13 protein-coding genes are annotated in these 12,982 nt (G+C 67.2%); 11 read left to right on the forward strand and 2 right to left on the reverse strand.

What is annotated here, in order from left to right; genetic code table 11:
• The first annotated feature begins 12 nt into the window (after nt 1-12).
• The 3 genes from ACFCV3_RS10090 to ACFCV3_RS10100 all read left to right on the forward strand — a co-directional run bounded on the left by ACFCV3_RS10090 (nt 13) and on the right by ACFCV3_RS10100 (nt 4,796).
• Complete coding sequence (locus ACFCV3_RS10090; RefSeq protein WP_376028259.1) at nt 13-1,002, forward strand: LacI family DNA-binding transcriptional regulator; 990 nt, start codon at nt 13-15, stop codon at nt 1,000-1,002.
• Nucleotides 999-2,000 (forward strand): aldo/keto reductase, encoded by a 1,002-nt coding sequence (locus ACFCV3_RS10095; protein WP_376028261.1) that lies wholly within the window; start codon nt 999-1,001, stop codon nt 1,998-2,000. Before ACFCV3_RS10090 ends, ACFCV3_RS10095 begins: the two co-directional genes overlap by 4 nt.
• A 72-nt stretch (nt 2,001-2,072) precedes the next feature.
• Nucleotides 2,073-4,796: a BTAD domain-containing putative transcriptional regulator gene (locus ACFCV3_RS10100; protein WP_376028263.1), complete on the forward strand. Its 2,724-nt coding sequence runs from the start codon at nt 2,073-2,075 to the stop codon at nt 4,794-4,796.
• On the opposite strand, the gene ACFCV3_RS10105 is transcribed toward ACFCV3_RS10100, so the two are convergent.
• Nucleotides 4,774-6,201 carry a carboxylesterase/lipase family protein gene (locus ACFCV3_RS10105; protein WP_376028266.1) on the reverse strand — a complete coding sequence of 476 codons (1,428 nt, stop codon included), beginning with the start codon at nt 6,199-6,201 and terminating at the stop codon, nt 4,774-4,776. The two genes, ACFCV3_RS10100 and ACFCV3_RS10105, sit on opposite strands and share 23 nt — an antisense overlap.
• A gap of 189 nt (nt 6,202-6,390) precedes the next feature.
• Here ACFCV3_RS10105 and ACFCV3_RS10110 point away from each other — a divergent pair, with 189 nt between their 5' ends.
• Nucleotides 6,391-7,188 (forward strand): hypothetical protein, encoded by a 798-nt coding sequence (locus ACFCV3_RS10110; RefSeq protein ID WP_376028268.1) that lies wholly within the window; start codon nt 6,391-6,393, stop codon nt 7,186-7,188.
• A 60-nt stretch (nt 7,189-7,248) separates the two neighbouring features.
• Here ACFCV3_RS10110 and ACFCV3_RS10115 read toward each other — a convergent pair whose 3' ends face one another.
• The gene (locus tag ACFCV3_RS10115; protein ID WP_376028270.1) at nt 7,249-8,007 is read right to left on the reverse strand and encodes an IclR family transcriptional regulator; all 759 of its coding nucleotides are present in this window, start codon (nt 8,005-8,007) and stop codon (nt 7,249-7,251) included.
• A gap of 69 nt (nt 8,008-8,076) precedes the next feature.
• On the opposite strand from ACFCV3_RS10115, the gene ACFCV3_RS10120 reads away from it, so the two are divergent.
• The 7 genes from ACFCV3_RS10120 to ACFCV3_RS10150 are packed head-to-tail and all read left to right on the forward strand — an operon-like array spanning nt 8,077 to nt 12,938.
• Nucleotides 8,077-9,249 carry a DUF6986 family protein gene (locus ACFCV3_RS10120; protein WP_376028272.1) on the forward strand — a complete coding sequence of 391 codons (1,173 nt, stop codon included), beginning with the start codon at nt 8,077-8,079 and terminating at the stop codon, nt 9,247-9,249.
• A 10-nt stretch (nt 9,250-9,259) separates the two neighbouring features.
• Nucleotides 9,260-9,499, forward strand: coding sequence for a thiamine-binding protein (locus ACFCV3_RS10125; RefSeq protein WP_376028275.1), 240 nt, complete (start codon nt 9,260-9,262; stop codon nt 9,497-9,499).
• Nucleotides 9,492-9,848, forward strand: coding sequence for a helix-turn-helix domain-containing protein (locus ACFCV3_RS10130; RefSeq protein ID WP_376028277.1), 357 nt, complete (start codon nt 9,492-9,494; stop codon nt 9,846-9,848). The genes ACFCV3_RS10125 and ACFCV3_RS10130 overlap by 8 nt, the downstream gene beginning before the upstream one ends.
• A gap of 49 nt (nt 9,849-9,897) precedes the next feature.
• Nucleotides 9,898-10,392 carry a 2-oxo-4-hydroxy-4-carboxy-5-ureidoimidazoline decarboxylase gene (uraD, locus tag ACFCV3_RS10135; RefSeq protein ID WP_376028278.1) on the forward strand — a complete coding sequence of 165 codons (495 nt, stop codon included), beginning with the start codon at nt 9,898-9,900 and terminating at the stop codon, nt 10,390-10,392.
• Nucleotides 10,389-10,694, forward strand: a complete 306-nt coding sequence (gene uraH / locus ACFCV3_RS10140; protein ID WP_376028279.1) for a hydroxyisourate hydrolase — start codon at nt 10,389-10,391, stop codon at nt 10,692-10,694. The genes uraD and uraH overlap by 4 nt, the downstream gene beginning before the upstream one ends.
• A gap of 4 nt (nt 10,695-10,698) precedes the next feature.
• On the forward strand, nt 10,699-11,604 hold the full coding sequence (gene pucL, locus ACFCV3_RS10145; protein WP_376028282.1) for a factor-independent urate hydroxylase: 906 nt from the start codon (nt 10,699-10,701) through the stop codon (nt 11,602-11,604).
• Complete coding sequence (locus ACFCV3_RS10150; RefSeq protein WP_376028284.1) at nt 11,604-12,938, forward strand: 8-oxoguanine deaminase; 1,335 nt, start codon at nt 11,604-11,606, stop codon at nt 12,936-12,938. The genes pucL and ACFCV3_RS10150 overlap by 1 nt, the downstream gene beginning before the upstream one ends.
• Nucleotides 12,939-12,982 lie beyond the last annotated feature (44 nt).

Genomic DNA, 12,982 nt, shown 5'->3' on the forward strand with positions numbered 1-12,982 from the left:
TACGGTGGTCGTGTGCCCAAGACCACGCTGATCACCCTCGCCCGCCAGCTGGGTGTCAGCCACACGACTGTGTCCAACGCCTTCTCGCGTCCGGACCAACTGTCGCCCGACCTCCGCGACCGCATCCTGGAAGCCGCGAAAGAGGCGGGTTATACCGGGCCGAGCCCCGCCGCCGCATCCCTGCGCACCGGCCGGACCAAGACCCTCGGTGTACTGCTGACCGACAGCCTCACCTACGCGTTCAACGACCCGGTTGCGACCGCCTTCCTCTCCGGAGTGGCGAGTGTCGCTGAGCCCGCCGGCTACGCCATGACGATCGTGTCCGCGCCTCGATCCGGTGCTCAAGGCCCGACGGCCCAGGCGATCATGGACGGCCTGATCGTCTACTCCGTGGACGGCGAATCACCTGCCCTCGACACAGCGCGCTCCCGGGACCTGCCGAGCGTCTTCGTCGACCAGCGCCCGGAGCCCGGCGTACCGGGGGTGAATATCGACGACCGTGCCGGCGCTCGGCTGGCCGTCGAGCATCTGCTTGCCCTCGGCCACCATCGGCTCGGCTTGGTCTCGGTCGGTGCGGACAGCAGCCATGTGGCTCAGGAGCGCCTTGCCGGGTGGCTGGCGGCTGCCGGTGACCTGGAGCCGTTCGTGGTGTCCTGCCCGGTCAACGGCTTCCCGGAAGGTGTCGAGGCTGGTACGACGCTCGCCGCCCGAGCCGACCGCCCTACCGCCATCGCATGTCTGAGCGACGAGCTGGCGCTCGGCGTCATCGCTGGTCTCCGGGACGCCGGTTTGCGAGTCCCTGAAGACGTTTCGGTCATCGGCTTCGACGACTCACCCCGGGCAGCGCCGTTCCTGACCACGATCCGCCAGCCCTTCCGGCAGAAGGGCGAGCTGGCAGCCCGAATGCTGCTCGACCAACTACAGCAGGGGAAGCGGCCAAGACGCCGTACCCTCCCGACCGAGCTGATCGTCCGCCACAGCACCACTAGGAGTACGCCATGAAGTACCGCCCACTCGGCCGAACCGGGGTCCAGGTCAGCGAGTTGACCCTCGGCAGCATGCTCTTCGATACCAGCACCGCCTCAGGTCTGATCGACCAAGCGCTCGATGCGGGTGTCAACGCGCTCGACACCGCCAACGTCTACGGCCAGGGTGAAAGTGAGCGAGCACTCGGCGCCGCGCTCGCGAAGAACGGCCGCCGGGATCAGATCGTCCTCTCCAGCAAGTTCCACGTCCGGGTCGGTGACGACCCCAACGCAGCAGGCAGCTCCCGCCGCCACATCGTCGACCAAGTCGACAAATCCCTACAGCGCCTGGGTGTCGACCACCTGGACATCTACTACATCCACCGCCCCACAACCGAAGTTCCCATTGACGAAACCCTCCGTGCCCTGGACGACCTGGTCACGGCAGGCAAGATCCTGTACGTCGGCACCAGCGGCTTCGCGGCCTGGCAACTGCTCGAATCCCTGTGGGCCGCGAAGGAACACCACCTGGCCCGTCCGGTCGTGGAACAGACCGCCTACTCGCTGGTGGATCGTCGACCCGAACGCGAGCTTCTCCCGATGGCGCAGACGTACGGCGTCGGCGTCACCATCTGGTCGCCCTTGGCCGGTGGCCTCCTCACCGGCAAGTACCGCGCTGGAGTCGCTCCGGATGCTCGCTTCGACCCTGCCAAGGATGACGAGTGGACCCGCAAGCACTTCACCCCGGCCGCGGATGCCGTCGTGGACGGCTTGATCGAACTCGCCAAGGTCAAGGACTGCACGCCTACCCAGCTTGCACTCGCCTGGCTGCTCAGCCGCCCCGGCGTCAGCAGCGTCGTACTGGGCGCGAGGAACTCGGCGCAGCTGACCGAGCAACTGGCCGCCGCCGACGTCGAGCTCACCGAGGAGGATCTTGGCGCCGTCGATGCCCTCGTCGCACCCGGCCGCGCGACCGTGCCCTACTTCCTCGACGACTCCTACGCCGACTTCCGTCCACACCTTCACCGCTGGTAGGCCCTGACACGGCTTCGGTTGCGTAGAGCGCGAGTCCGTTGTTGACTCCAGTCTCCGAGAGGGGCTGGGGTCGTGGAGTTCGGCGTACTGGGCGAGGTCGAGGCGCGGGTGGGCGGCGTTGTCGTTGAGCTGGGTACGGCGCGTCAGCGGGTTGTGCTCGCGGTTCTGCTGGTGGAGGCGGGGCGGTCGCTGCCGGTCGACCGGCTGATCGAGCGCATCTGGGGCGACCGGCCGCCGAAGCGCGCGAAGGAATCGCTCTACAGCTATGTCTCCCGCCTGCGCACCGCCCTGGTGGCGCACGGCGGTCCCACGATCGAGCGGACCTCGACGGGCTATGCACTGGCTGCGGATCCATCAGTGGTGGATCTTCATCGCTTTCGGCGAGCCGTTGCGGAGGCTGAGGGCAGGCTCCCGCTGCTGGAGTACGCCCTGGCGCAGTGGCGTGGCGAAGCGTTCGCCACTCTCGACAACGAGTGGCTGAGCCAGGTTCGCGCGACTTTGAACGAAGAGCGCCTGGCCGCGGAGCTGGACCGCGACGACCTCCGGCTGGAGGCTGGGCAGCATGCAGCGATGGTGGCCGAGCTGTCGCAGCGGGTCGCCGAACATCCGCTGCACGAGCGGCTAGCCGGTCAGCTCATGCTGGCCCTGCATCTCAGCGGCCGGCAGGCTGACGCGCTGGCGCAGTACCAACTGGCCAGGCAACGGCTGGCCGCCGAGCTCGGCGTCGAGCCCGGTACGGCGTTGCAGCGGTTGCATCAGCAGATTCTCACGTCAGCGACCCCTCCGCCGGAGCGATGGCGGCCGGCCCAACTGCCGATCAACATCGCGGCCTTCGCCGGGCGCACGGATGAGCTTGCCCAGCTCGACAAACGACTGGCCGACCGCTCGGTGGCAGTTGTCTCCGGTATGGCGGGAGTCGGGAAGACGGCGCTGGCCGTCCAGTGGGCGCATCAAGTGGCTGACCAGTTCGTCGACGGGCAGCTCTATCTGAATCTGCGCGGATTCGATCCGTCGGGTTCGCCGCTGACGCCCGAGAAAGCCTTGCGGGCGTTACTGGAAGGCCTGCAGGTTTCGGCCGAGCGAATGCCGATGGGCCTCGATGCGCAGGTCAAGCTCTATCGCAGTCAGCTGGCCGGTCAACGGGTACTCATCATCCTCGACAACGCCCGCGACGCGGAGCAGGTCCGGCCGCTGTTGCCGGCGTCCGAGACCTGTTTCGTGGTGGTCACAAGTCGCAGCAGGTTGACCGGACTCGTTGCCGCCGATCCGGTGAAGCTCGATCCGCTGGCGACCCATGATGCCCAGACGCTCCTGGCCAACCGCATCGGTCGCGACCGGGTCCTTGCCGATCCCGAGGCAGCCAGGGCGATCGTTGACCTCTGTGCGCGACTGCCCTTGGCCTTGGCGATCGTTGCGGCCCGTGCCGCCGTACAGCCTGGGTTCCCGTTGATTGCCTTGGCCAACGAACTCGCGGTGGGACGAGATCGCCTGGCAGCCTTTGACGGCGAGGACGCGGCGACCGACGTACGGGCGATGTTCTCGTGGTCCTATGAAGCGCTCGATCCTGCGACGGCACGGATGTTTCGGCTGCTGGGTGACAGCCCGGGGCCCGGCGTCAGTGTGGCCGCGGCCGCGGCCCTCGCCGGAGTTCCCTCGGCCACCGCGCGACAGTTGCTCGGTCGATTGGTTGAGGCGAATCTGGTTCAGCAACCGCATCCGGACCGGTACGAACAGCACGACCTGGTCCGCATGTACGCGATCGAACTCGCCCACACCACCGACTCCGCCGCGGAACGCGACACTGCGCTCCGCCGGCAACTGAGCTTCTACCTCCACTCGGCCGCCAACGGTCGCGCTGCACTCGGCCGAGCCGCCCCACTGATGGAGATCGAGCCGCCCTTCGAGGATGTTGTCCCACTCGACTTCACTGATGATCGCCAGGCATTGGACTGGTTCGACACGATGCGCGAGACCACACTCGCCGCCGTACAGCTGTCCGGTGAACGCGGTCTTGACCGAGTCGGCTTCGAGCTCAGCGACCTGATGTCCATGGCCTTCCACTACCGCCGCGCGTACGTCGACCTGCTGCGCGTTCACGAACTAGGGCTGAGCTGCGCGCGGCGTACCGGGGATGTCCTGTCCATCGCGATCGCCGAACGCGATGTCGGCACGATAGCCTCCGAGCTCGGGATGTCGTCTGTGTCCGTTGCCCACCTGGAGCGCGCGGTGGCCCTGTTCGAACAGTCCGCTTCGCTGCGCGGTCACGCGGACAGCCTCGAAGCCCTGTCCTGCGAGTACGAACGGTCCGGCCGCCACGCCGAGGCCGTCGAACTGATACTGCGCGCCATCCAGCTCACGCGCCGAAGCGGCAGCGATCCGAGCGAAGCGCGGAAGCTCAACAACATTGCCGTGTCGTACCTCAGCCTCGGCCAGTACGAGGCTGCGAAGGCCGCCGCCCAGGATGCCTTGGAACTCTCCAACGGCACGAACCGCATGCTGGAGTCCTACGCCTGGGACAACCTCGGCGTAGCCCAAGCCGAACTCGGGCACCACGCCGCCGCCATCGACGCCTATCAGCGATCACTTGCCCTGTGCAACGAGCTCCACCAGCAGGTGCTCAAGTCGGAGGTCCTGGGTCACCTGGCCGACGCACAACACACCTTGGGTCAGGTCGACCAGGCGCGCATCACCTGCCACCAGGGCCTTCAGATCATCGTCGCACTTGAGGGCGACCCCCTCGCCGAGCGCCGCCGGGCCGACCTGATGGCCATCCTCAGCAAACTGTCAGCGCAGTGAAGGTGTGGTCCTGCCAGAGTCGCCGGGAGGCTTCTTCCGGGTAGGCGGTGACGGTTGAAGGTGTGTCGAAGACCTGGGTGAGACTTCCGTCGTACGGCGACCAGCCCGGGTCGGCGTGGCTGGCGAACGCGACCCATGCCGCGCGCATCTCGTCCGACAGCGACTGCGCTCCGGAGGGATCGCCGAGCAGGGTGGCGGGATGGCCGGTGGTGAGGTTGCCGAAGATCAGCGGGATGTCGAGGCCGTGCGTGGCGCCGAGGGTGCCGTTCCAGGTCAGTTCGTAGAGGTGGGCCTGGCCGCCGCCGGCGAGTTGCGCGTCAGCGAGATGGAGACTCGGCATGCGGAACAGCCAATCCTGGTTGACGATTTCGTACAACTCCTCATCGGATGCGCCCGGGAACGCCTCTCGATAAGGGAGTCCCGGAGCGAGCATTTGTAGTGCGGTCTCAGTCTGTTCGGCCGTGACTTCACCCAGTACGCCGTCGATCAGGCTGAACAACCGGTGTTCGTCTCGCGTGTGCCCGACGAGCAGTGGGATGTCCCGAGCAGCCCCGTCAGCCAGCGCCTGCCAAGGAGTAGTCGGCAACACCTCGCCGTCGACCACGGGAGCGAACGGGATCGGCCGATGCGCGATCGCTCCCCAGCGGTCGCGCCACGCGATCGCCTTGTCCGAGATCGCGTCGCCAACCAGCGGCAGCATCCCCGGCTCCACAGTCTCAAGACTGGTCACGCCGAGCTCGGCAGCACAGGTCGCGGCGATGTCGGCGGCCAGTTCGGGGGAGAAGAACGTTCCCGGCATGCTCTGCACGATCGCTTGCTGGAAAAGCCCTTTGGCGCGCGGCATCGCGAGTAGCGACGCCACGGATCCACCACCCGCCGACTGCCCGAACACCGTCACGCGATCGGGATCACCGCCGAACGCCCTGATGTTCTCCCGCACCCACCGCAGCGCCGCGACCTGATCAAGCAAGCCCCGATTGGCCGGAGCCCTCTCGATCTGCCCGAATCCCTCGATCCCCAACCGATAGTTGACCGTCACCACCACGACCCCACCAGCCGCCAGGCGTGCCCCATCAAACTCCGGACGACTGCAATCACCAGCCACATAAGCGCCACCCGGAATCCACACCATCACCGGCAGCCCACCCGCGTCCGGCGTCCACACATTGAGCGTCAGCCAGTCGTCCCCACCATCACCCCGACCCGTCCCCAAAACCTCAGACTGAGGCGGCGCCGGTCCGAACACGGTCGCATCCCGTACGCCGTCCCACGGCCGAACCGCCCGCGGTTCCCCGAACCGCAGCCCACCGACCGGAGGCTCGGCGTACCGAATCCCTCGAAAGACCGAACACCCCGCCTCCCGAACTCCCCGCAGCACGCCACCCGCCGTACGAACTTCAATCATCAAGCCCCCTCCAGGCCATGAAAAACCCCGTCGTATTGGGGTTTTAACGTCAAGCTGAGCAGTTTGCCGCCTGCGGCTTTCGAAGTGTTGTGACGCTCTCCCAGTGGCTTTTAGTGTGACCGCCGGGCGATCGACTGACGACGTGAGGTAGTCAGCGTCGCCCGATTACCCTTGGGGAGGGTTCATTCAATGAAAGGTATCCACCGCCAACTGGCTACCGCCGCTGCAGTACTCGCGGCACTCACGATCGGCCTGATCGGAACGCCGGCCGGCGCCGCACCACCGGCCGCGAAACCCGATAGCGCAGCGAAGCCGGCTGCTGTCGACAACGACGACGTCTACACCGTCGAGCGGCTGGCCAACGGTCAGACCAGGATCGGGCTGCACCAGCACGCTGGGAACGCCGAGGCACTGCGGCGCGATCTGCGAGCTGCGGGCAAGAACGTCCTGTCGGCCGGCCAGGCACCTCCTGGCGGAAGCATGAGCCCGTTGGCTTGTGTGTCGTACGGGACGGCCGTCCAGTGGTGCGACCACGCCTGGGGCTATGGGGGATTCAACGACCCACAGGTCTACTTCCTTGACCACACACCGGCCGGATTCCCGGTGACCGCCGCGGTTGCCGACTGGTACCAGTCTCCCGGCATCGACGCCTACTACCGCTGGCACACCGCGGGCTGCCCGGGAGGCGGCCGGCACTGTGTCCACGTCCGGACCTACAGTCCGGGACCGAACGAGTTCGGTGTCACCTACTGGAGTCCGAACGCACCGAACGGACCCGTTGACGTCTACCTCGCCAACCACATGGCCGGCACCAACCAGGCCCGCAAGTCGACCTGCCACGAGCTCGGTCACGCACTCGGCCTCGGCCACAACTCCTCGACCAACTCCTGCATGGTGCAAGGCAGGATCGGCGCGGGGTGGTCGCTGCGGCCGTCCAGTCAGGACTTCGAGGTCCTGAACCGGGTCTACCCGCGGCCCGGCACGTAAGTCGATCGATGATGTGAAGGCGGCGCCGGTCCTGGACGGGACCGGCGCCGCTGGTCCGTTTCAGCGCAGGTCGTTCGAGAGAGCTTCGGCGGCCTGGGTCAGGAGCGGGACGGCGCGGTCGACCAAGGCTTCGGTCATTCGCGGTGCCGGGCCGGAGACGGAGATGGCCAGCGGAGTGGGGGCATCCGGTACGGCGACCGCTACGCAGCGGACCCCGAGTTCTTGTTCGCCTTCGTCGGTGGCGTAGCCGGATTGAGCCGCCTGATGCAGTTGGGTGGCGAACGCGTCCGGGGTGCTGATCGTGTTCTCGGTGTGCTGCGGCATGCCGGTCCGGGCGAGGAGCTCGCGGACCGCCGTCTCGGGATACTGCGCGAGGATCGCCTTGCCGACGGCTGTGCAGTGCGGGAGAACGCGCCGGCCGACCTCGGTGAACATCCGCATCGAGTGCCGGGACGGGACCTGGGCGAGGTAGACGATCTGGTCGCCGTCGAGCATCGCCATGTTGGCCGACTCGCCGAGCTCGTCGACCAGGCGGGCGAGATGCGGCCGGGCGAACACGCTGAGCATGTGCGACGAGCTCTCGCCGAGGCGGATCAGCTTGGGGCCGAGGATGTACTGCCGCGAAGGCTCTTGACGCACGTAACCGAGGTCGACCAGGGTGCGAACCAGGCGGTGGATCGTCGGCAGCGGCAGGCCGGAGGCCGTGGCCAGCTGGGACAGCCCCATCATCCCGCCGGCGTCGGCCATCGTCTCGAGCAGGCCGAACGCACGCTCGATCGACTGCACACTCCCGGTGCGGGCCTTGCTGGTCTCAGTCATCGGTCACCCTTTCGTATCCGCAGAGTAGATATTAGTCTCCGCAATACGGAAAACGAAGGAGGCGAGCCCATGGGGCTGGAAGAGCTGGGTGCCGAGCTGGACCGGCGGCTGGGAGCGGCCGATGCGGCCCTCGCGGCCGATTATCCCGGAGATCGCGGGGTGCGGCAGCCGGTCCACACCGTCTACGTCCCGGCCGACCGGTACGACGATCAGACGGTCGCCGACTGGGGCTCGCAGGCCCGGGCGGCGCTCGCCGGCCACGACCTGGCCGCCGTACTGGGGGTGCCGGCCGAGGTCCACGACCGGGTGCTGGCGAAGCTCGAGCGGGAGCCGATCGAGGATCTCCGGATCGACTTCGAGGATGGGTACGGCGATCGCCCGGATCCGGAGGAGGACGCGGCAGCCGTGGCGGCGGCGCGGGTTGCGCGACAGACGCCGTACTACGGGTTGCGGGTGAAATCGCTGGAGGCGCCGACCCGGCGCCGGTCGATCCGGACGCTGGATCTGTTCGTCCGGGAGGGTGGTGTCGGCGACGGGTTCGTGGTCACGTTGCCGAAGGTGACGTCGGTCGAGCAGGTCTCGTCGTTCGTCTATGTGCTGGAGACGCTGGAGACTACCTATCGCGTGCCGGAGCTGAAGTTCGAGATCCAGGTTGAGACTCCACAGGCGATTCTCGGGGCCGACGGGACTGCGCTGATCGCTCGGATGCTCAAGGCCGGTGGGCGTCGGGTCACCGGGCTGCACTACGGGACGTACGACTACAGCGCTTCGCTGGGCGTCGCTGCGGCATACCAGAGCATGGAGCATCCGGTCGCCGACCACGCCAAGGACGTGATGCAGCTGGCCGCGGCCGGGACCGGGGTGTTCGTGTCGGACGGTTCGACCAATGTGCTGCCGGTCGGCGATGCGACCCAGGCGGCCTGGCAGTTGCACTTCCGGCTGGTACGGCGTTCGCTTGCCCGCGGCATCTATCAGGGCTGGGACATGCACCCCGCCCAGCTCCCGACCCGCTTCGCGGCGACGTACCTCTTCTACCGCGAGGGCTTCGAGCAGGCCGCGACCAGGTTGCACGCCTATCTCGGCGGCGGCGACTCCGGGTACCTCGATGAGCCGGCAACAGCTGTTGCGCTCGCCGGGTTCGTCCTGCGGGGCCTCGACTGTGGCGCGATCGACGAGACCGAGATCGATCAGTTGATCGGCGTGGAGCTGACGGCACTCGCCAAACTGGCCCGCCGACCTTAGCCTCGGCGGTATGCGATTGGTTGCCGAGTTCACCACTGAGCCCTTCGATGTCGAGGGTTCGCCACCCGCGCACGTGACCGAGGCGCTGCGTGCTGCGGAGGAAGCCGGGCTCGACTGCGACTTCGGCCCCTTGGGCACGCTGGTTCGTGGCGAGCAGCAGGACGTGCTGTCCGCGCTCCCGCATGTGCTTGAAGCGGCCTTTGCTGGAGGTGCGAGCCAGGTGACGCTTCAGGTACGACGCGATGCCTGAGCACCCGCTGGTGGCGGCGATCGCCCCGCTGATCGAACGGCTGAACGCGGAGCTCATCGCGCCTGACGAGGCGCACGCCGATGACATTCCCCTGCTGTGGAAGGGGAAACCGGTGGTGGCCGTCCGGCTGACGCCCAAGCCGGCGGACGGCGTACAGGGTTTGCTGGCCGAGGTCGCCGCTGAGCTCGGTGGTCCGCTGAGCGAGTTGTCGCGTACTGACAAGCAGCAGGCCGTGCTGCTGCTGGAGGCGCGCGGTGCGTTCGAGTACCGGAAATCGGCCGAGATCGTGGCCGAGGCGCTCGGCGTCACCCGCTTCACCGTCTACAACTACCTCAACCGGGCCCGCTAAATTCAACAAACTGTTGACGATGGCCGGGGTGGGATGGGAGGCTCTCGTCATGGATCTGGTGGAGTTCAACGCCGCGCCCGTCGATCGGCTGCGGCCGGAGCTGGCGAGCTGCTGTGACGTCCCACGCTGGATCGAGGGCATCCTGGCCAAGCGCCCGTACGGCGATCGCGCCGCGCTGACCGCGGTTGCGGACCAGCTGACGCGGGAGTTCGACGACAACGAGGTCGAGCGCGCTCTCCAGGCGCACCCGCGGATCGGCGACCGGCCGCAGGGTGCAGGGACCGAGGCCGAGTGGTCCCGCAAGGAGCAGTCCGGCGTCGGTGACGACCCGGCGGTCCGGTCGGCGTTTGCCGAGGGCAACCGTGCTTATGAGGACCGGTTCGGCCGGGTGTTCCTGATCTGTGCGACCGGGTTGTCCGCCACGCAGATGCTGAGCAGCTTGCAGGAACGCCTCACGCACGATGACGTGACCGAGGCGGCTGTTGTCCATGAGGAGCTGCGGAAGATCGCATTGCTCCGGTTGAACAAGCTGGTGATCGCATGAGCAGTCTCTCGACACACGTTCTCGATACCGCGCTCGGGCGGCCGGCGACCGGCGTACCGGTTCGGCTTTATCGGGGCGACGTCGTACTGGCGACCGGTGTGACGGATGACGACGGCCGGATCGCCGAGTTGGCGCCTGAGCTGGAGCACGGGACTTATCGGCTCTGGTTCGACGTGGCGGCGTACAACGAACAGAGCTTCTTTCCGGAGGTCTCCGTGACCTTCACGGTCGCCGATGAGCGGCACTACCACGTTCCGTTGCTGCTCAGCCCGTTCGCGTTTTCCACCTACCGAGGGAGCTGACCGCATGGCCATCCGCCTGGGAGTCAACCAGTACGGCAAAGCCGAGAGCCGCGTGGTGCGCATCTACCGCGACACGCCTCGGCACCAGATCCGCGATCTGAATGTCTCCACCGCACTCCGTGGCAACTTCGCCGCCGCGCACACCACCGGTGACCAGAGCGACGTACTGCCGACCGACACGCAGAAGAACACCGCCTTCGCCTTCGCCAAGGAGAAGGGGATCGGTGCGATCGAGGACTACGCGCTGACTCTCGGCGCACACTTCCTGGACGCGTCACCGGCCGCGGAGGGTGCGCGGATCGCGGTCGAAGAGTATGCGTGGGACCGGATCTTGGTCGACGGCCAGGAGCACGACCACGCGTTTGTCCGCGGCGGCAGCGGTGTCCGGAACACGATCGTGAACGTCGAAGGTCGGGGCGCCGACCGTCGTGCTTATGTGGTCTCCGGGATCAGCGACCTCGTTGTGCTGAAGTCGACCGGGTCTGAGTTCCATGGGTTCCTGAAGGACAAGTACACGACGCTGCCGGAGACCGACGACCGCATTCTGGCAACGTCTCTGGTAGCGCGCTGGCGCTACGACCACACCGACGTCGACTGGGACAAGTCGTACGACGGGATCAAGCAGTTGCTGCTCTCGCAGTTCGCGACGATCCACAGTCTCGCTTTGCAGCAAAGCCTTTACGGCATGGGTGAAGCGGTGCTGAGTGAGCACCCGGAGGTTGCGGAGATCAAGTTCTCCGCACCGAACAAGCACCACTTCCTGGTCGACCTCAGCCCGTTCGAGGTCGAGAACCCGGGGGAGGTCTTCATCGCCGCCGACCGCCCGTACGGGCTGATCGAGGCAACCGTCGTCCGGGACGAAGCGAGCGACGCCGGGAGCGCGTGGCACGCCGTACCAGGCTTCTGCTGATGCTGGTCATCGAGGGCGCCTATGTGGCGACCCTCGATCCGGCCCGGCGTGAGTTCGTCGGGCACGTGGTTGTCGACGGCAACCAGATCGTTGCCGTCGGCCCTGGGTCGGCGCCTCACTTCGAGGGTGCTCGGGTCATCGATGGGTCCGGGTGTCTCGTCACACCAGGTTTCGTCAACACGCACCAGCATCTGTATCAGTGGGTGACTCGCGGTCTCGCCGTGGACGACACCTTGTTCGGCTGGTTGCAGACGCTCTATCCGGTGTGGTCGCGCATCACCGAAGAATCCGTGTACGTCGCCGCCCAGGCCGCGCTCGCCCAGCTGGCGCTGACCGGTTGCACCACTGCCGCAGACCACCACTACGTCTTCCCGCACGGCGCCGGTGATCTCCTCGCGGCCGAGATCACCGCCGCGGCCTCCGTGGGACTGCGGTTCCATCCGACGCGCGGATCGATGGATCGCGGTCAGAAGGACGGTGGACTGCCACCGGACTCGGTCGTGGAGGACCGCGACGAGATCCTGGCTGCGACCTCGGCTGCGATCGACCGTTGGCACGATCCATCGCCCGGGTCCATGCTGCGGATCGCGGTCGCGCCGTGCTCCCCGTTCAGCGTGAGCGGCGAGCTGATGCGGGAGTCCGCCGTACTGGCTCGTCGCAAAGGCGTCCGGCTCCACACGCACCTCGCCGAGACAACCGACGAGACCGCGTGGTGTCAGGAGACGTACGGCTGCACACCCCTCGAGTACGCCGCCGAGCTCGGCTGGACGGGGTCCGACGTCTGGTTCGCTCACGGCATCCACTTCGACGACGCCGAGATCAAGCAACTGGGTACGACGCGAACCGGCATCGCCCACTGCCCAAGCTCCAACGCCCGCCTCGGCGCCGGCATCGCCCGTACGGCGGACCTCCGCGCCGCCGGCGCTCCAGTCGGCCTAGGCGTCGACGGTGCCGCCAGCAACGAAGCCGGCAGCCTGATCGAAGAACTCCGCAACGCCCTGCTGCTGGCCCGAGCCCGCAATGGCCCCCAATCCCTCACCGTCCGAGACACCCTGGAAATGGCCACCCTAGGTGGAGCCCAACTCCTAGGCCGAGCCGACGAAATCGGTTCCCTGGAACCCGGCAAACTGGCCGACCTGGCCCTCTGGAACCTCACCACCCTCCAACACGCCGGCATCCCCGACCCCATCGCCGCCCTGGTCCTCTCCACACCCCCACCACTCGACCTACTCCTGGTCAACGGCCGCGCCGTCGTCGAACACAACACCCTCCAAACCCTCGACCAACACACCCTCGCCCTCCAGGTCGCCAGCACCCAGGCCGCCCTCACCTGACGGACCGCTGGCACGTGCAACGTCGGTGAGAGGTCGGTGAGACA

Origin of the sequence: Kribbella sp. NPDC056345 (genome assembly GCF_042262745.1) — a bacterium.
Classification (GTDB): Bacteria; Actinomycetota; Actinomycetes; order Propionibacteriales; family Kribbellaceae; genus Kribbella.

Excerpts from the sequence above, each read along its gene's own strand:
- ACFCV3_RS10095 (WP_376028261.1), top strand. The coding sequence starts at position 999 with ATGAAGTACCGCCCACTCGGCCGAACCGGGGTCCAGGTCAGCGAGTTG.
- ACFCV3_RS10105 (WP_376028266.1), bottom strand. The coding sequence starts at position 6,201 with ATGATTGAAGTTCGTACGGCGGGTGGCGTGCTGCGGGGAGTTCGGGAG.
- ACFCV3_RS10110 (WP_376028268.1), top strand. The coding sequence starts at position 6,391 with ATGAAAGGTATCCACCGCCAACTGGCTACCGCCGCTGCAGTACTCGCG.
- ACFCV3_RS10115 (WP_376028270.1), bottom strand. The coding sequence starts at position 8,007 with ATGACTGAGACCAGCAAGGCCCGCACCGGGAGTGTGCAGTCGATCGAG.
- ACFCV3_RS10120 (WP_376028272.1), top strand. The coding sequence starts at position 8,077 with ATGGGGCTGGAAGAGCTGGGTGCCGAGCTGGACCGGCGGCTGGGAGCG.
- ACFCV3_RS10125 (WP_376028275.1), top strand. The coding sequence starts at position 9,260 with ATGCGATTGGTTGCCGAGTTCACCACTGAGCCCTTCGATGTCGAGGGT.
- ACFCV3_RS10130 (WP_376028277.1), top strand. The coding sequence starts at position 9,492 with ATGCCTGAGCACCCGCTGGTGGCGGCGATCGCCCCGCTGATCGAACGG.
- uraD (WP_376028278.1), top strand. The coding sequence starts at position 9,898 with ATGGATCTGGTGGAGTTCAACGCCGCGCCCGTCGATCGGCTGCGGCCG.
- uraH (WP_376028279.1), top strand. The coding sequence starts at position 10,389 with ATGAGCAGTCTCTCGACACACGTTCTCGATACCGCGCTCGGGCGGCCG.
- pucL (WP_376028282.1), top strand. The coding sequence starts at position 10,699 with ATGGCCATCCGCCTGGGAGTCAACCAGTACGGCAAAGCCGAGAGCCGC.
- ACFCV3_RS10150 (WP_376028284.1), top strand. The coding sequence starts at position 11,604 with ATGCTGGTCATCGAGGGCGCCTATGTGGCGACCCTCGATCCGGCCCGG.